A 16,492-nucleotide genomic window follows, 5' to 3' on the forward strand; every position below is an offset into this window, starting at 1 on the left:
GCCGAGGTCTTTCCGGACCGTAGATTCATGGTCATGACGAACCACACGAACGCCTCGCAGACCACCGCCACCGCCTCGCAGACCACCGCCACCGCCTCGCAGACGGCCACCACCACGCCGGCCGCCGCCACCGCCCACACTCCCCACGCCCCCACCCCGCGCCTCAACTTCGCCAAGGCCGCCCCCAAGGCCTTCAAGGCGCTGATCGGCTTCGACGCCGCCGCCCGCGACGGCCTCGACCCGGCCCTGGTCGAGCTGATCCAGATCCGCGCCTCGCTCCTCAACGGCTGCGCCTACTGCCTCCACATGCACACCAGCGACGCCCGCAAGGCCGGCGAGGACGAGGCCCGGCTGCACATGATCGGTGTCTGGCGCGAGGCCAGGAACTTCTTCACGGCGAAGGAGCAGGCGGCCCTCGCCCTGACCGAGTCGGTCACCCTCGTCTCGCAGGGCGGTGTCCCCGACGACGTCTACGCCGAGGCGGCCCGCCACTTCGACGAGTCGGAGCTGGCCCGCGTCCTCGCCCTGGTCTTCACCATCAACACCTGGAACCGCATCGCCCTGAGCACCGGCAAGGTCGCGGGCGAGGACGAGCGGGTGGCCCACTGATGGCCACCACCCTTGGGGCGGCGTCCGGTTCACGCCCGGCCGCCGCCCCAGCCTCCGCCGCCCCAGTTTTTGCCGCCCCGGCTGCTGCTCCGGTCTCCGCCGCTCCAGTCCCGGCCGCCGCTCCGGTCTCCGCCGCCCGAGCCCCGGCCGCCCCGGCCGCCGCTCCGGTCTCCGCCGCCCCAGCCCCGGCCGCCGCCCCGGCCCCCACCACCCCGTCCCCCACCGCCCCGTCCCCCACCCGCCGCGCCGCCGACGCGGCGACCCTCGCCCTCCTCGCCTTCGCCCAGCTGATCATCTCCGTCGACTACAACATCGTGTACGTGGCGCTCCCCGACATGGGCAGCGGCCTCGGCTTCTCCGTGCAGCACCTCCAGTGGGTGATCAGCGCGTACGCCGTCGCCTTCGGCGGTTTCCTGCTCCTGGGCGGCCGGGCCTGCGACCTCTTCGGGCCGCGCCGGATGTTCGTGCTCGGCCTGAGCCTGTACGGCGCCTCCTCGCTGGCGGGCGGCCTCGCCACCGGACCCGGCCTGCTGATCGGGGCCCGCGCCGTGCAGGGCGTCGGCGGCGCCTTCCTCTTCCCCGCCACGCTCACCCTCGTCGGCACGCTCTTCGCCGAGGGGCGCGAACGCAACCGCGCCTACTCGGTGTGGGGAGCGGCCGGCGGCAGCGGACTCATCGTCGGCGCGCTGCTCGGCGGCGTACTGACGCAGCTCCTCGGCTGGCGCTCGGTCCTCTACGTCAACGTGCCCCTCGCCCTGATCGCGGTGGCCGCCGCCTTCCGCCTCATCGCCCCGGACACCGCGGCGCGGGCGGGCCGCCGGATCGACCTGCCGGGCGCGTTGACCTCGACGCTCGGCGTCACCGGCCTGGTCGTCGCCCTCGTCCAGGGCCCGGAGTCGGGCTGGCTCTCCACGACGGTCGTGCTCCCCGCGGCGGCGGGCGCGGCCCTGCTCACCGGCTTCCTCCTGACCGAGGCGCGCACCCGTGACCCGCTGATGCCCCTGCGGCTGCTCCGCGGCCGGGGACTGCGCACCGGCATGGCCGTGACATTCCTCTTCATGGCCACGATCGGCAGCCTCGCCTACTTCCTGACGCTCTACTTCCAGAGCGTCCTCGGCTACAGCGCCCTGCGCACCGGCCTCGCCTACCTCGTCCCGATGCTGGCGATCACCGCGGGCTCGCTCCTCGCGGGCCGGATCACCACGCGGCTCGGCACCCGCACCGCGATGACCGGCAGTCTCGCCCTGGGCGCGGCGGGCACCGCCCTGGTGGCCCTCGCGATGGGCGCCGACGGCTCCTACGTCGCGCTGGTGCCCGGCTTCCTGGTCCTTGGCCTCGGCCAGGGCGCGGGCTACACGCTGATGTTCGGCGCCGCGTCGGCCGGTGTCGCGGGCCACGAGCAGGGCATCGCATCGGGCATGGCGTCCACGGCCCAGCAGGTCGGCGGCGCGGTGGGCCTCGCGGTCCTGGTCGGCGTGGCGGGCCTCGGCGCGCACTCCTCGGCGGCGGCCACGGCCGACGGCGCCCGCACCGCCCTCCTCGTCGCCGCGGCGGGCGTCGCGGCGACGGCGCTGGTGGCGCTGGGCTTCCCCCGCCGCACCGAGCGGTGAGGGAACGTCCGGCGGGAAGCGCCGAAGGGCCGGTCCCCAGCAGGGGACCGGCCCTTCGGCACGTCTGCGGGACTCAGCCCTTGAGCCGCGCCATCCACGCCTCGACGTCGTCGGACGTGCGGGGCAGGGCGGCCGACAGGTTCTTGTTGCCGTCGGCCGTCACGAGGATGTCGTCCTCGATCCGGACGCCGATGCCGCGGTACTCCTCCGGCACGGTCAGGTCGTCCGCCTGGAAGTACAGGCCGGGCTCGACGGTCAGGCACATGCCGGGCTCCAGCGTGCCGTTCACGTACGCCTCGGTGCGCGCGGCGGCGCAGTCGTGGACGTCCATGCCGAGCATGTGGCCGGTGCCGTGCAGGGTCCAGCGGCGCTGCAGGCCGAGCTCCAGGACGCGCTCGACGGGGCCCTCGACGAGGCCCCACTCGACCAGCTTCTCGGCGAGCACGCGCTGCGAGGCGTCGTGGAAGTCGCGGAACTTGGCGCCGGGCTTGACGGCCGCGATGCCGGCCTCCTGGGCCTCGTACACGGCGTCGTAGATCTTCTTCTGGAGCTCGGTGTAGCGGCCGTTGATCGGCAGCGTGCGGGTGATGTCCGCGGTGTAGTACGAGTGCGTCTCCACACCGGCGTCGAGCAGGAGCAGCTCGCCGGAGCGCACGGCACCGTCGTTGCGCACCCAGTGCAGGGTGGTGGCGTGCGGGCCCGCGGCGCAGATCGAGCCGTAGCCGATGTCGTTGCCCTCGACGCGGGCGCGCAGGAAGAACGTGCCCTCGATGTAGCGCTCGCTGGTGGCCTCGGCCTTGTCGAGGACCTTCACGACGTCCTCGAAGCCGCGCGCGGTCGAGTCGCAGGCCTTCTGCAGCTCGCCGATCTCGAACTCGTCCTTGACCAGGCGGGCCTCGGAGAGGAAGACGCGCAGTTCCTCGTCGCGCTCGGCGGTGACCTTGTCGGTGAGGGCCGCCTCGATGCCGGCGTCGTAGCCGCGCACGACGCGGACGGGGCCGGTGGCCTCGCGCAGCGCGTCGGCCAGCTCACGCACGTCGGACGCGGGGATGCCGTGCAGCTTCTCGGCCTCGGTGAGGGAGTGCCTGCGGCCGACCCAGAGCTCGCCCTGGCCGTTCAGCCAGAACTCGCCGTTCTCGCGGTCGGAGCGGGGCAGCAGGTAGATCGTCGCGTCGTGGCCGCCGGTCCTCGGCTCCAGGACGAGGACGCCGTCCTCGGTCTGGTTGCCGGTGAGGTACGCGTACTCGACGGAGGCGCGGAAGGCGTACTCGGTGTCGTTCGAGCGGGTCTTCAGGTTGCCCGCGGGGATCACGAGGCGCTCGCCCGGGAAGCGCGCGGAGAGCGCGGCGCGGCGGGCGGCGGTGTTCTCGGCCTGCGCGATCGGCCGCAGGTCGTGCAGCTCGGTGTCGGCCCAGCCGGACTTCATGTTCTCGGCAAGCTCATCGGAAACGCCCGGGTACAGGCCGTTCTTGCGCTGCTTGATCGGCTCTTCTTCCGTCTCTTCCGGGGTCTCCGGGTTGAGCGAGTCCGACACGATCTGCCTCCTATGTACGACACTGGGCCGTCTTCCATCGTACGTGCGTACGGAAGGGGTCCCAGGGCCGGAAGGCCACTTACCGAGGGTGGCCGCGGCCTCACTCGAAGCGGGCCGCCAGGAGCACCACGTCCTCGTCGCTGTCCACGGCGTCGAGCCCGTCGGGCAGCACGGTGTGCAGCACGTGGTCGGCGATCTTGCCGGGGTCGTCCCTGAGGGCGCGGGGCACGCTCGCCGCCGCCGCGTGCAGGCGCGCGAAGGCCCGGTCCATCGGGTCGCCGGTGCGGTGCAGCAGGCCGTCGGTGTAGAGCAGCACCGTTTCTCCCGGCGCCGGGCTGATCTCCACGCTCGGCGCCTCCCAGCAGGCGAGCATGCCGAGCGGCGCGGACAGGGAGGTCTCCACGAACTCCGTGCGCCGCTCCCCGACGATCAACGGCGGGCTGTGCCCGGCACCGGCCAGGACGATCTTGCGCAGGGCGGGCTCGCAGTACGCGAAGAGGGCGGTCGCCGAGCGCGCGGGCTCGGTCAGCCGCAGCAGCAGCTCCAGGTCGGAGAGGACGGCGACGGGATCTTCGCCCTCCATCACGGCGTACGCCCGCAGGGAGGCGCGCAGCCGTCCCATCGCGGCCACGGCGCTGGGCCCCGACCCGGTGACGGAGCCGACCGCGAGGCCGAGCGCCGCGTCCGGCAGCGGCAGCGCGTCGTGCCAGTCGCCGCCGCCGCGCGGCCCGGTGCGGTGCCGGGCGGCGAGCTGCACCCCGGCGACCCGGGGGAGGCGCGCGGGCATGAGCTCCTCGCGCAGGGTGGTGTCGGCGGTGCGGACCCGGTCCAGTTCGAGCAGCCGGGCCAGGTGCTCGGTGGCGTGGCGGGTGTAGAGGCCGACGAGGTGACGCCGGCGCTCGTCGGGTTCGGCGGGCTCGTCGTAGAGCCAGACCGCGGCGCCGATCCGGCCCGCGGTCCCGGCGGTCAGCGGCAGGGCGTAGCTCGCGGCGTAGCCGAGGCGGGCGGCGACCTCGCGGTGGCGGGGGTCGAGGCCGTCGTCGGCGAGCAGATCGGGCTGCGCGATCTCCTGCGGAACTGCACCCGTCTGGCCCTCGACGGCGTCCAGGATCCGGCCGTACGAGGTGGCGGCGCGCGGCACCGTCTCGATGTGCCCGAGGTCGGCGCGGGCAAGGCCCAGGCCGACGGTGGTCTCGGGGCCGAGCCCGTCGGCGGGCTCGACGACGGCGAGGCCGCGCCGGGCGCCCACCAGGGCGGCCCCCGCGCGCAGCAGCTCGTGCAGGGCCTCGTCGAGGGTGGTCGTGCGGGCGATCCGCTCGGTGAGTTCGTGCAGCGTGGTGAGGTCGGAGACCCAGCCCGCGAGGCGGTCCTGGATCACGGCGCCGGGTGCGCTCGGCGCGGGGAGGCCTTCCACCGGGGGCGCGGCGGGCGCGATCTCCGGTCCGGGCGCGGCAGTGTGTGCCGGGGACGGAACTGTGGAGTCGATTCCGGCCACTTTCGGAAGCTGTGGGGCGCTCATGGCTGACGGCTTTCCGGCCGGTGCGTAATGCTCAAAAGCATCGCAAACCCCCATGTCATTCTGAGCCGCTAGCAATGTCTCCACATGTACACGCACTGGTAAGGGGATGTCCAGCATTGTCCTGCCGGGATTCCTGGTGTTCGGGATAATTCCGGAAGCCGAAAAAGATCTTGAAAACTTGGCTGAAAACAGCGCCGGGTTAGGGCATATTGGGGTCGACTGACGTTGTTCGGTAGAGCGTTGCAGTGGTCGTCCTGGGTACGTACTCAGTGATGGCCAGGGGCAGTTGGGGTCCGTCCGGAACCTGTCGAAGCACCCGGGCGTCCTAACTCACGACGACCGTGCCCCATCCTCCCGTGGCGGAGGCGGCAAGCAATATCGCGGGACGGCAAACGCCAGGCGCCGCCACCCTACGCCACGTCAACGCTCGGTTCAGAGTGGTTCCCCATGCCACAGGCTGGGATCAGATGTGCCAGCTCGTACGTACAGCGAAGTGATCCACACATGGTGTGATGTGGCCCGCAGTCTCCCCGGCTAACGCCGGCGTGCAACGGAAAGGAACGAGCGCTCATGCGCGAGATCCTCGGAAGGCGACGCAGGCTCCTGTCCTGGCGAATCGGAAGGAAGCCCGGCCGGAGCGCCGGACAGCTCGGCGCGGCTCTGACCTTCGCGACCGCATGGCGGTGGCCCGTACTGCCGGGGGTCGGTCTCGACCGACGCGACGGCAGCCGGTGCGCCTGCCCCGACCCCGACTGCGCGGTACCGGGCGCGCATCCCCTCGACCCCGGCCTCCTCGCCGCCACCACCGACGAGCGGATGGTCCGCTGGTGGTGGCAGAACCGACCCGGCGCACCCGTCGTACTCGCCACCGGAGGCAGCGCCCCGTGCGCCGTCAGCCTCCCCGCGGAAGCGGGCGCGCGCGCCCTCGCCTCGCTCGACGAGGCGGGCATCAGGCTCGGCCCGGTGGTCGCCACCGACGCCCGCCTCCATGTGCTCGTCGCGCCGTACACCATGGCCCAGTTGGGCGAGCTTCTGTACGCCAAGGACTACGTTCCCGGCTCCCTGCGCTTCCACGGCGAGGGCGGTTACCTCGCCCTGCCTCCCTCCGGTACGGGCCAGGGAGAGGTCCGCTGGGAGCGCGCGCCGCTGCCGGGATCCGCCGCCCCCTGGGTGCCGGATGTCGAAGCGGTGGTGGACGCCGTCGTCGACGCCCTCACTCGTACGGGTGTGAGCGCGCCCGAGATGTAGGGGAATTGGGCGCGCGGCGGACGAGCCGTGCGCCCACTGTCGTTATCTTCGGGGTATGCAACCCCGCCTGATCGTGCTCCTGGGCGTCGTGGCCGTCACGGTTGTCCTGCCGCTCGCCGGCGCGTTCGCGGGGCCCGTGGGCGACGGTGACGCGAAGTCGCCCCTCCCCTCTCCCTCGCCCGCCCTCTCGAACGCCCCTTCGGGGACGGAGCGGTCGGCTCCGGAGCGCGCGGGCTCCTCGTTGCTCGCCGGTCTCGGCGCGACCACCGCGGCCCGGTGCGGCCCCGAACTCTCCTCGCCCGACGGCATCGAGGCCCAGACCTGCGTCCTGACGCGCGGCCGCGACACCTGGGCGCGTACCTATTACCGCAATGCCACCGGCGCCGAGCTGACCGCCGTACTGACCCTGATGGGTCCCGGCGCACGCACCGTGCAGATGCACTGCGCGGTGGCCGCGGGCGACGAACCCGCAGCGTGCGAGACCCCGCGCGAGAAGTCGGCGGGCGACGCGGCGGCGTACTCGGCGGTGGCGGAGTACGCGGCGGGCGAGTCGGGCGGACTGCTGCTGCGCTCGGGGAGCAACTCGGCGTCCCCGCAGGGCAGTTGAGCCCTGAACCGGAGTCCCGGACCGGATCCGGGCATGAAAGGGCCCGGTTGCTGGCGACGGGGGATGCACCAGCAACCGGGCTACCTGAACGGTAACAAGAGATCGGCTCCTGGCAAATTCAATCTCAGTTATCCGGACAGGGATTTACCTGTAATTACCGGTAGTTGTGACAGGAGTCACGCATTCCGCTCCCTGCACGCCGACTGACTGGTGCGTCAGTGGTGCGGCGCGGCGCGGCACACGAGCGGTGCCGCGCCCCGTACGGCCCGTGCCGTACCGCCGAACGGGTCAGCTGAGCGTCACCTGACGGTTGGTGAGGCCACCGCGCGCCCGGCGCTCGTCCGCGGTCAGCGGGGCGTCCGAGGCGAGCGCCGCCGCGAGCCGCTCGGCGAACTCCGCCGCGGGCTTCTCGACGTCCGCCGCCGAGACCCCGGTCGGCAGGTCCCAGACCGGCACGGTCAGGCCGTGCGCACGGAAGGAACCGACCAGGCGCGTGCCCTCGCCGAGGCTCGAAGAGCCGGCCGCGTGCAGCCGGGCCAGCGCGTCCAGGAGCTGCTCCTCGGGGTGCGGCATGACCCAGCGCAGGTGGTTCTTCTCCGGGGTCTCGCACCAGTAGGCGGCGTCCACCCCGGTCAGCTTCTCGGTCGGGATGGCCGCGTCGTTGGCCCGCTCCAGGGAGGCGGAGACCTCCGGCGTGGCGTTGTCCGCGTCCGGCACCCAGAACTCGAAGCCGGCGTGCACGGCCGGCTCGAACGGGCCCGCCGGGTCGAGCAGGTCCTGCAGGCGCGGGCCCTCGGCCGGGGCGCGGCGGCCCTTCACCGGCGTACCCGGCTCGACCTCGAGGGCGCGCTGCAGGGTGTCGGCGAGGTCGCGGCTGATGTCGCCGGACGACGTGTCGTTCTGCAGGCCGAGCAGGACCGAGCCGTCGTCGCGGCGCAGCGCGGGCCACGCCATCGGCAGCACGGTGGCCAGGGACACCGAGGGAACGCCCTCGGGCAGCCCGTCCTTGAGGGTCAGCTCGACCGTGGCGGCGGGGACCAGCTCGCGCAGCGCGACCCAGTCGCACTCGCCGGGCAGGTCCTCGAAGGGGCGCTGCACCAGCTCGGTCACGGCGTGCGCCGCGGCCCTGCCGTGACACGCCTTGTAGCGGCGGCCCGAACCGCAGGGGCAGGGTTCGCGGGCGCCGACGACCGGGACCTCCCCGTCCTTGAGCTGCGGCTGCTGCTTGCCCTTGGGCTGCGGGCGCTTCTTGGCCATCTTGGGTGTCTCCCGGCTACGGCTCTGTTGCACTCATGTGTACGGGCGCGAGCCTAGCCGCTCGGGCATTCAGTCCAGGTCGTCGAAGGGGTCCGCGAAGGCGAGGTCCGATGTCGCGGCCGACGGGGCGGCGACGCGCGTAGCGAAATCCTCGTGCGCGTGCCCGGCCTGTACGACGACCCACACCGTCACCTCGCCGTGCACGTCGTCCCGGACTCCCCAGGTGTCGGCGAGCGCCGTGATGATGTTGAGCCCGCGACCGCCGTGCGCCGTGACCGACGGGGTGGCGGGGACCGGGCGGGTCGGGCCGCCGCCGTCCGTCACCTCGACCGTCAGCCGGCCCGTCGTGTCGACGTGCCACGCCGCTCGCACGTCACCGTCGCCCACCATCCCGCGGCCCAGCGGCCTGCCGTGCCGGCAGGCGTTGCTGAGCAACTCGGACAGGATCAGTACGGCATCGTCGACGACCGACTCCGACACCCCGCTCATGCGCAGCTGATCGCGCATCCGGTGTCTTGCTTCCCCCACGCCCGCAGGGCCATGGGGAACGGCCATGCTCGACGACGTGGGCACCTCCCGTGCCACCACCAACGCCACCCCCGAGACCTCCTTCGCCCCACGCCACGGTGTGGATGCCCCAATGGACTGGACCGGAAACCGGCCAATCCCCGTCCGGTGACGCACTCGTAACGATCGAATACGGACCGAACGCGCCGGTGCACACCCTGTAACGGGAGTTACCGGAGTCCTAGCCGGTCCAGTTGGGACAGAACTTGCTTGGGGCGGTTGGTGATGATGGCGTCGACCCCCAGTTCCGCACAGAGTTCGACATCCTCGGACTCGTTCACCGTCCAGACGTGCACCTGGTGTCCCGCGCGCTTCAGCTTCGCCACGTATCCGGGGTGGTTGCGCACGATCCGCATGGCGGGACCTGCGATGCGTACGCCCTCGGGCAGTCGGCCGTCGCGGTGGCGCGGCGAGACGAACTGCATCAGATAGACGGTCGGCAGCGTCGGGGACGCGGCCCGCACGCGGTGCAGCGAACGCGCCGAGAAGCTCATGACCCGGACCGGCGAGGGGCCCTCGGCGGGCGGCGCGTCGAGCCCGAAGCGCTTGAGCAGGTGGAGCAGCCGCTCCTCCACCTGGCCCGCCCATCGGGTGGGGTGTTTGGTCTCGATGGCGAGGCGCACCGGACGCCCCGATGCATTACTTTCGGCCACCAACTCAAGGAGCCGCTCCAGCGTGAGGACGGAGGTGTCCTCACCCGTGGAGCCCTCCCAGTCGGGGCCCTCGTCGGCCTCGCCGTGGTCGCTCTTCCAGGAACCGAAGTCCAGGGCGGCCAGATCGGCGAGTTCGAGCGCGGAGACGGCGCCCCGGCCGTTCGACGTACGGTTGACGCGGCGGTCGTGGACACAGACGAGGTGGCCGTCGGCGGTGAGGCGTACATCGCATTCGAGGGCGTCCGCACCGTCCTCGACCGCCTTCTTGTACGCGGCCAGCGTGTGCTCGGGAGCGTCTTCGGAGGCTCCGCGGTGGGCGACGACCTGGATCTGGTGCTGTCGTGCGAGGGTCACCGCGTCATCGTGCCATCACGGGGTACCCGACGGCTCGCCGGACCGTGGTCTCCCGGGACGCCCGACACACAGGATCGGCTTATGGTGCCCTGACAGCCCATGGGAAAAGCTGACTGCAGACAGATGCACCGTTGGCACAGCCAGGCCGTGACCGAGAACGCACAAAACGACAGCATGGACCGAGGAGAAGAGCTGTGAGCACCGAGAACGAGGGCAACGAGGTACCCCAGGCCCCGTCCGTGCCTCCTGCGCCGGTGGACGCTCCCGCTGTTCCCGCCGACTCCGCCGCGCCCGGTTCCGCCGCCGGCCCCTCCCCGGCCGGCGCCGACACCGGTGCCGTCGCACCCGCCGGGTCCGCCGGGTCCGCAGGGGAGCCGGGGCACCAAGGGGCGCATGCCGCTCCCGGTCACGCCCCTGCCCACACGCCCGCCCACACGCCGGCCCATGCCCCGGCCCCCGCGCACGCCGCCGCGGGCGCCCCGCAGGCCGCGTCCGGCGCCGGGAACTGGCCGCCGCCCCCGCCGCCCGCCGTGCCGTCGTACGCCACGGACGGCGGTTCCGGGTCCGGCTGGGGCGCGTCGTACCACCCGCAGGAGCCGAAGCCCGGCGGCCGGCGCGGCGGCCTGGTCGCCGCGGTGCTCGCCGCCGCCCTGATCGCGGGTGGCGTCGGCGGCGGCATCGGTTACTGGGCGGCCGAGCGCAACGACGGCGACACCAGTTCGACGACGGTCTCCGCCCCGGACACCCCCTCCGACCTCAAGCGCGAGCCCGGCACGGTCGCCAAGACCGCCAACGACGCGCTGCCCAGCGTCGTCACCATCGAGGCGCAGAGCGGCGGCGGCGAGGGCGGCACCGGCACCGGCTTCGTCTACGACACAGAGGGCCACATCCTCACCAACAACCACGTGGTGGCCTCGGCCGCCGAGGGCGGCAAGCTCCAGGTGACGTTCTCGAACGGCAAGAAGTACGCCGCCGAGGTCGTCGGCCGCGCCGAGGGCTACGACGTGGCGGTCATCAAGCTGAAGAACGCCCCGCAGGGCCTGAAGCCGCTGCGCCTCGGCAACTCCGACCGGGTGGCCGTCGGCGACTCGACCATCGCGATCGGCGCCCCCTTCGGCCTGTCGAACACCGTCACCACCGGCATCATCAGCGCCAAGAACCGCCCGGTGACCTCCAGCGACGGCGGGCAGAGCGGCAAGAGCTCGTACATGAGCGCCCTGCAGACCGACGCGTCCATCAACCCCGGCAACTCCGGCGGCCCGCTGCTCGACGCGCGCGGCGCGGTCATCGGCATCAACTCCGCGATCAAGCCCGCCGACAGCGGCGGCGGCCTCGGCGGCTCGGGCCAGTCGGGATCCATCGGCCTCGGCTTCGCGATCCCGGTCAACCAGGCCAAGCAGGTCGCCCAGCAGCTGATCAAGACCGGCCAGCCGGTCTACCCCGTGATCGGCGCCTCGGTCTCCCTCCAGCAGGAGGGCACGAACGGCGCGACGATCTCGCCGGAGGGCGCTGGCGGTTCGGACTCCGTCACCCCGAACGGCCCGGCGGCCAAGGCGGGCCTCAAGCCCGGCGACGTCATCACGAAGCTCGACGACATGGTGGTCGACAGCGGCCCGACCCTGATCGGCCAGATCTGGACACACAAGCCGGGCGACAAGGTCAAGATCACATACGAGCGCGGCGGCAAGGAGCACACGGTCGACGTGACCCTGGGCCAGCGCAAGGGCGACAGCTGACCCGCTAGTCTTGTCCCCGCGCCGTCCGGATTTCGTTCCGGTGGACGGCGCGGGGTGGGTTGCCCGAGCGGCCTAAGGGAACGGTCTTGAAAACCGTCGTGGTGCGAGCCACCGTGGGTTCAAATCCCACACCCACCGCTTGCAGGCCGGCGCGTGTGCCGGTCCAAAGGGTGTCTCTCTTTGAGAGGCACCCTTTTTCGTGGGCGCGTGGCTCACTTCGATCCGTGATGGTCGCGCCGTCCGCCCGTGGCCGGTACGGAGCTCCGGCAGGGAGATGCGGAGACCAGCCGGTCGACGCGGGCTGGGCGCAGTGGCCCGAACGCGACCGGCGGCCGGGCACCCGCGGGTTTCACGGGTGGACGGGGGTACGCGTCTGTGGGCCAGGAGCTGATCCGGGAGAGCGCGAAGGTCGCCCTTCATGTGAAGGAGCACGGTCCGCTGTCCATCGCGACGGCCGGCGCGACGCTGCCGGAGGCGGAGCGGGCCCGGAGCACCGGCATGGTGCGGTTCTGTGACCGCGTGAACCGGTACGCGGACCGGGCGGGCGCCGAAGCCGCCGTCAAGGCCACCCCGGAGATCTCCGCCGGACCCGGCTACCGGGCCTGGACGATCTCCAACGGCCTCGCCAGCCTCTTCCAGGCGTGAAGTGCCGCCCCCAGCCCATGTGTTGTCGGGCATTGCGTGTCGACTTGGGGGCGGGAACAGTGAGGGGTGTCTGCACCGTACCTTCACACTGGAGGCTGTATTGGACCGTAACGGCCACGAGCGCCCGGAGGAGGCGACTGCCGCGCATGACGCGGTCGCCGAACTCAAGGAAGAGGTGGCACAGCTGCAGCAGGCTGTGCACTCGCACGCGATCGTGGACCAGGCGATCGGGCTTCTCGTCGGCCTCGGACGGATCACTCCGGACGAGGCGTGGGACGTACTGCGCGAAGTCTCCATGAACACGAACACCAAACTGCGCGAGGTCGCCCAGACCTTGATCAGCTGGGGATGCAACGGAGCTCTCCCCGGTGACATTCGCGCAGAGCTCGAACGCCGCCTGATGCACGAACGCGCCACCAGCCAGTGTGCGGATGCCCAGACCCCGCCCGCCTCACTCGCCTGATACTGAGGTCGCCCCCCTTCCCGTCCGGCAAGAGGGGCGACCCGCAGGCTCGCCGCCGATCAGCACCGCCGACGCCCCGAGCGGGCCGCTCCGCGTGCTCCGCCGCGTACGCGCGACCTGGTCGGCCCCGAACTTCGACTCCTTCTCCCGTCTCCGTGTAGCGGCGGACTTCATGGGGACCCGGCAGACAACGCGGCACTCACGCCCCGGGACGTGGCGCCGCCAGGTCGTCCGCTTCGGCAGTGAGGCGGAACGGCCGCCGCGGGGCCGCCTGTTCCGCGTGGTCCGACTGTTCCCTCTGTTCCGTCTGTCCCTCGGGGCGTGTGGGCCGGATGCGGGGCGTCGGTGCTCTGAGCGCGGGGCGGCGGGCCGTGGGGGCGGCATCGCGCCGGTGATGGTCAAGATTCCCGGGGTTACGGGTCCGTCCCAGCGCGCGGTGACTCCGTACGGGAGCGGAACGGCCGGCGCAACCGGCCTGCCGACGGGTCGACGGCGCACTCCTGAACGGCGTGGCGCACGTGTGTTCGGGCCCTGTTTGCCGAGGTCGGGCGAGGGTCGGGCAGGGGCGGGGGAAGGGCGGGGCGCGGGTGGGGCGGGGGCCGTGGTGATGCTCGTCGGGCGGGCCCGCGCGTGTAACAGGAGTGTCTTAGGGGGCAGTTGGTCGGAACGGTCCGGCGCGCAGGACCGCTCCTGGTGGTCAGTAACGCTCGCTCGTACCGACCCGGTCCGAGCGGCCGGCACCTCCCACCGACCCTGAGGAAGAAACGATGCGCGTTCACAAGCTCACTCTCGCCGCCGCCCTGGCCGTTGTCGCGAGCCTCTCGCTGACCGCCTGCAACGGCGACGACGTGGCGCAGAACGACCCGTCGGCCGCGCCCACCGGGGCTTCCTCGAACGGTGGCTCGGGCTCGGGCGGTTCGGACCAGGGCGGTTCGAACGAGGGTGGTTCGAACGAGGGCGGTTCGGAGCAGGGTGGCGGCAAGGACTCCGCGGGGGAGGACGGCTCCGGCGCGGCCGCGGGCAGCGGCTCCGACTCGAACTCCAAGGTCGGCAAGTGCACCACCGACGACCTGGTCATCACCGCCTCGGACAGCTCGGCCGGAGACGACGAAGAAGGCCTCGTCGCGGTCGAGTTCCACAACGGCGGCGGCAAGGACTGCTCCCTGTCCGGCTACGCGGGCGTCGACCTGAAGACCAGCGAAGGAGACCTGTCCGCCAAGCGCAGCGGCCAGGCGGCGAGCCCGATGACCCTCAAGGACGGCGAGCGGGTGTACTTCGGCGTCTCGTACCCGATGAACAACTCGGGCGGCTCCGGCGTCAGCGTCTCCAAGCTCGTGGTGACCCCTCCCGGTGACACGAAGTCCGTCACCCTCGACTGGCCGGGCTCCGGCACCCTGCCCGTCACCGACGGCGCCGGCTCCCCCGTCAAGGTCGGCCCGATGGGCAGCGCGGGCCAGGGCGGCGCGAGCTGAACCGTACGCGCCGCTGTGGGTTCACCTCAGGGGGTGCCTCTCGTCGAGGGGAACCCTTTCACGTGGGCGCGCGCCCACGCGCTGGCGTTCGTTCGGTCCGTCATCGGGTGAGTGCTCGTGCGATCCGGTCGAAGTCATCGAGGAGCGCGGTCAGGCGTGCCTCGGGGATCGCCTCGACCATGCGGGCCTCGATCGCGTAGACCGCCTCCTGTGCCGAAGTCAGCCGGCGGCGGCCCTCGTCGGTGAGGGACGCGGGGCGGGCCCGGCCCGTCTCGACGCTGGCCGGACGGGTGAGCAGGTCCGCGTCCTGGAGCCCGCGCAGGACGACGTTCATGGACTGGCGGGTGACGAAGGTGGCCCGGGCGAGCTCCGCGTTGGAGAGGCCGGGCCTGGCGGAGAGCACTTCCAGGCAGGAGTACTGCGGCACGGTGAGGCCGTGCTCGCGCAGCGCCTGGTCCATGGCGCCGCGCAGGGCCGCGTGGGCGCGCTTGAGGCGGTAGCCGATGTGGTCCAGTACGTCCTCGGCCGGGTGCGGCGGCTCGACCCGCGGGGTTGTCTCGTCCTCCATGTCAATATTTTGACATGCGTGAGGAGCGGGCATAGCGTCGACAATGTCAAAGTCCTGACATTGCTGGTTCTGGCATTGCTGGTTCTGGGATCGCTGGTCCTGAGATCGATCGCCGGATCTGGCGCCAGGGCTTCACGTCGCTTCGAGGAGGACCCCATGTCCGTCGGCATCGATGGCCCCGCCTTCATCGCTCTCCAGGTCCGCGACCTGGCGTCGGCCGCCGAGTTCTGCGAGAAGAACCTCGGCCTGCGCCGTGCCCCCGCCTCGCCGCCCGGCGCGGTCGTCTTCGCCACCGAGCCGATCTCCTTCGCGGTGCGCGAGCCGCTGCCCGGCACGGACCTGGACGCCGGCGCCCCGGGTCTCGGCGTCGCCCTCTGGTTCTCCACCCCGGACACCCGGGCCTTCCACGACCGCCTCACCGCGAACGGCGTCGAGATCCGCACGCCGGTCACCGACAGTCCGTTCGGCCCGATGTTCTCCTTCGTGGGACCCGAGGGGTACGTCCTGACCGTGCACCAGGCGGCCTGACCGCAGCCGCGCGGCGTCCTACGCGTGGCCCGTGAGGCGGGCCGCCGAGGCGATCGTCGAGCGTGCCTCGTGCTCGGTGAGGCCGACGCGGACGGCGGCGTCCGTGAGCCGGGGGGCCAAGGTCTCGCCGATGTCGTTCTCGTACGCGCGGCAGGCGGCCCAGAAGAGACGGGTGTTGCGCTGGCCCTCGTGCGCCGCGAGGACGAACTGCACGAGCCCGTGCCCGCGTTGGGCAACCGTGTCCGGGGACGCGGAGGGTGTTCCTCCGGAGGGGCGGGGCGCGTACTCGTGGGACGCGCGCGGTGGGGGCATGAGCAGGCGCAACAGGGACGGCGGGCAGGCGGCGGGCGGCAGGTGGGCCGTTCCGGGAACGGTGCCGTAGACGCCGCGCTCGGTCCGGGAGCCGGGGCCGACGAGGTAGCCGCCCGCGCCCCGGATGTCGATGCCGGGGGCGAGCCGGCCCGCGGAGTTGGGGACCGCGGCGTCGGCGGGTCCGGTCAGCCAGATGTGGCGGCCGCCGCTGGGCGTGGTCACGACGACGGTGTCGGGGATCGTGAAGAGGTGGCGCAGCGCCAGTTCGCGCAGGGCCGCCGAGGCGTCCGCACCGGACTTGGTGTCCAGGTCGATGCCGATCAGGTGGTGCGGCGGCAGCCCGCAGGCGATGCCGTAGCCGGTGGCCCAGGGGGCGGCGGCGAAGAGTTCGCGGATGCGCCGGGGGTCGGTGGACGCGTCGTGCACGCCGTGCCCGATGCGGCCGCATTCGCCGTGGCAGAGGACGGGGTGCTGATCGTCGTGGTGGGGGGAGCGCAGGGCCGGGAGCTTGGTGCGGGACAGCGGCAGCACTGCCAGGCCGCGCTCGGCGGCGGACAGGGCGTGGGCGAGCGCGAGGGTGGTGGCATGGCGATCGGTGGTGGCCATGACTTCAGTTTCGTACGTATGTTCGAAGAAGGGAAGAGGGAGCGGGTGGCGACTCGCCCGGGGAGCGCGGTCTGAGCGGGGCGGCGCCCCTTCGTGAGGGGCCTTCGGGGCCCTTCCCGGGAGGGCTGGCGGAACGCTTCGCCTCCTGCGGCATCTGGCCTGAGCTGGAGTTCGACGGAGCCCGTGCGGAGTCGTGCGGGGGAT

Annotated in this window: 16 protein-coding genes and 1 tRNA gene; 10 read left to right on the forward strand and 7 right to left on the reverse strand. The window is 72.3% G+C overall.

Annotation, left to right across the window (positions count from 1 at the left end; genetic code table 11):
• Positions 1-27: 27 nt before the first annotated feature.
• Both ACZ592_RS11220 and ACZ592_RS11225 read left to right on the forward strand, forming a co-directional pair.
• Positions 28-609 (forward strand): carboxymuconolactone decarboxylase family protein, encoded by a 582-nt coding sequence (locus ACZ592_RS11220; protein ID WP_471581243.1) that lies wholly within the window; start codon positions 28-30, stop codon positions 607-609.
• Positions 609-2,219, forward strand: a complete 1,611-nt coding sequence (locus tag ACZ592_RS11225; protein WP_471581244.1) for an MFS transporter — start codon at positions 609-611, stop codon at positions 2,217-2,219. Before ACZ592_RS11220 ends, ACZ592_RS11225 begins: the two co-directional genes overlap by 1 nt.
• A 73-nt stretch (positions 2,220-2,292) precedes the next feature.
• Here the strand turns inward: ACZ592_RS11225 and ACZ592_RS11230 are convergent, their stop codons facing one another.
• Positions 2,293-3,753: an aminopeptidase P family protein gene (locus ACZ592_RS11230; RefSeq protein ID WP_471581245.1), complete on the reverse strand. Its 1,461-nt coding sequence runs from the start codon at positions 3,751-3,753 to the stop codon at positions 2,293-2,295.
• A 100-nt stretch (positions 3,754-3,853) separates the two neighbouring features.
• Complete coding sequence (locus ACZ592_RS11235) at positions 3,854-5,389, reverse strand: PP2C family protein-serine/threonine phosphatase (RefSeq protein ID WP_471581246.1); 1,536 nt, start codon at positions 5,387-5,389, stop codon at positions 3,854-3,856.
• A gap of 453 nt (positions 5,390-5,842) precedes the next feature.
• Between ACZ592_RS11235 and ACZ592_RS11240 the strand changes: the two genes are divergently transcribed.
• Both ACZ592_RS11240 and ACZ592_RS11245 read left to right on the forward strand, forming a co-directional pair.
• Positions 5,843-6,520, forward strand: a complete 678-nt coding sequence (locus tag ACZ592_RS11240) for a bifunctional DNA primase/polymerase (protein WP_471581247.1) — start codon at positions 5,843-5,845, stop codon at positions 6,518-6,520.
• Positions 6,521-6,575: 55 nt separating this feature from the next.
• Positions 6,576-7,127: a hypothetical protein gene (locus tag ACZ592_RS11245; protein WP_471581248.1), complete on the forward strand. Its 552-nt coding sequence runs from the start codon at positions 6,576-6,578 to the stop codon at positions 7,125-7,127.
• Between the two features lie 288 nt (positions 7,128-7,415).
• Here the strand turns inward: ACZ592_RS11245 and ACZ592_RS11250 are convergent, their stop codons facing one another.
• From ACZ592_RS11250 to ACZ592_RS11260, 3 genes are all read right to left on the reverse strand, one after another.
• A complete protein-coding gene (locus tag ACZ592_RS11250) occupies positions 7,416-8,384 on the reverse strand; it encodes a DUF5926 family protein (protein WP_471581249.1) in 969 nt (322 codons plus the stop codon).
• A gap of 69 nt (positions 8,385-8,453) precedes the next feature.
• Entirely contained in the window at positions 8,454-9,068 is a 615-nt protein-coding gene (locus tag ACZ592_RS11255; protein ID WP_471581250.1) for an ATP-binding protein, read from the reverse strand.
• 53 nt (positions 9,069-9,121) lie between these two features.
• Entirely contained in the window at positions 9,122-9,958 is an 837-nt protein-coding gene (locus ACZ592_RS11260) for a glycerophosphodiester phosphodiesterase (RefSeq protein WP_471581251.1), read from the reverse strand.
• Between the two features lie 194 nt (positions 9,959-10,152).
• Here ACZ592_RS11260 and ACZ592_RS11265 point away from each other — a divergent pair, with 194 nt between their 5' ends.
• From ACZ592_RS11265 to ACZ592_RS11285, 5 genes are all read left to right on the forward strand, one after another.
• On the forward strand, positions 10,153-11,694 hold the full coding sequence (locus tag ACZ592_RS11265; RefSeq protein WP_471581252.1) for a S1C family serine protease: 1,542 nt from the start codon (positions 10,153-10,155) through the stop codon (positions 11,692-11,694).
• A gap of 53 nt (positions 11,695-11,747) precedes the next feature.
• Positions 11,748-11,832: transfer RNA gene (locus ACZ592_RS11270), tRNA-Ser, on the forward strand.
• A 237-nt stretch (positions 11,833-12,069) separates the two neighbouring features.
• The gene (locus ACZ592_RS11275; RefSeq protein WP_471581253.1) at positions 12,070-12,339 is read left to right on the forward strand and encodes a hypothetical protein; all 270 of its coding nucleotides are present in this window, start codon (positions 12,070-12,072) and stop codon (positions 12,337-12,339) included.
• A 100-nt stretch (positions 12,340-12,439) separates the two neighbouring features.
• A complete protein-coding gene (locus ACZ592_RS11280; RefSeq protein WP_471581254.1) occupies positions 12,440-12,802 on the forward strand; it encodes an ANTAR domain-containing protein in 363 nt (120 codons plus the stop codon).
• A gap of 767 nt (positions 12,803-13,569) precedes the next feature.
• Complete coding sequence (locus ACZ592_RS11285; protein ID WP_471581255.1) at positions 13,570-14,274, forward strand: DUF4232 domain-containing protein; 705 nt, start codon at positions 13,570-13,572, stop codon at positions 14,272-14,274.
• A 100-nt stretch (positions 14,275-14,374) separates the two neighbouring features.
• Here the strand turns inward: ACZ592_RS11285 and ACZ592_RS11290 are convergent, their stop codons facing one another.
• Entirely contained in the window at positions 14,375-14,842 is a 468-nt protein-coding gene (locus ACZ592_RS11290) for a MarR family winged helix-turn-helix transcriptional regulator (RefSeq protein ID WP_471581256.1), read from the reverse strand.
• 156 nt (positions 14,843-14,998) lie between these two features.
• Here ACZ592_RS11290 and ACZ592_RS11295 point away from each other — a divergent pair, with 156 nt between their 5' ends.
• Positions 14,999-15,370 (forward strand): VOC family protein, encoded by a 372-nt coding sequence (locus tag ACZ592_RS11295; protein ID WP_471581257.1) that lies wholly within the window; start codon positions 14,999-15,001, stop codon positions 15,368-15,370.
• Positions 15,371-15,388: 18 nt separating this feature from the next.
• Here ACZ592_RS11295 and ACZ592_RS11300 read toward each other — a convergent pair whose 3' ends face one another.
• Positions 15,389-16,288, reverse strand: a complete 900-nt coding sequence (locus ACZ592_RS11300) for a bifunctional DNA primase/polymerase (protein WP_471581258.1) — start codon at positions 16,286-16,288, stop codon at positions 15,389-15,391.
• Between the last annotated feature and the right edge of the window lie 204 nt (positions 16,289-16,492).

This window comes from Streptomyces sp. NPDC040622 (assembly GCF_055593965.1).

What these genes read in the sequence shown, in the direction of transcription:
- ACZ592_RS11220 (WP_471581243.1), top strand. Translation starts at nt 28, where the DNA reads ATGGTCATGACGAACCACACGAACGCCTCGCAGACCACCGCCACCGCC.
- ACZ592_RS11225 (WP_471581244.1), top strand. Translation starts at nt 609, where the DNA reads ATGGCCACCACCCTTGGGGCGGCGTCCGGTTCACGCCCGGCCGCCGCC.
- ACZ592_RS11235 (WP_471581246.1), bottom strand. Translation starts at nt 5,389, where the DNA reads ATGCTGGACATCCCCTTACCAGTGCGTGTACATGTGGAGACATTGCTA.
- ACZ592_RS11240 (WP_471581247.1), top strand. Translation starts at nt 5,843, where the DNA reads ATGCGCGAGATCCTCGGAAGGCGACGCAGGCTCCTGTCCTGGCGAATC.
- ACZ592_RS11245 (WP_471581248.1), top strand. Translation starts at nt 6,576, where the DNA reads ATGCAACCCCGCCTGATCGTGCTCCTGGGCGTCGTGGCCGTCACGGTT.
- ACZ592_RS11250 (WP_471581249.1), bottom strand. Translation starts at nt 8,384, where the DNA reads ATGGCCAAGAAGCGCCCGCAGCCCAAGGGCAAGCAGCAGCCGCAGCTC.
- ACZ592_RS11285 (WP_471581255.1), top strand. Translation starts at nt 13,570, where the DNA reads ATGCGCGTTCACAAGCTCACTCTCGCCGCCGCCCTGGCCGTTGTCGCG.
- ACZ592_RS11290 (WP_471581256.1), bottom strand. Translation starts at nt 14,842, where the DNA reads ATGGAGGACGAGACAACCCCGCGGGTCGAGCCGCCGCACCCGGCCGAG.
- ACZ592_RS11295 (WP_471581257.1), top strand. Translation starts at nt 14,999, where the DNA reads ATGTCCGTCGGCATCGATGGCCCCGCCTTCATCGCTCTCCAGGTCCGC.
- ACZ592_RS11300 (WP_471581258.1), bottom strand. Translation starts at nt 16,288, where the DNA reads ATGGCCACCACCGATCGCCATGCCACCACCCTCGCGCTCGCCCACGCC.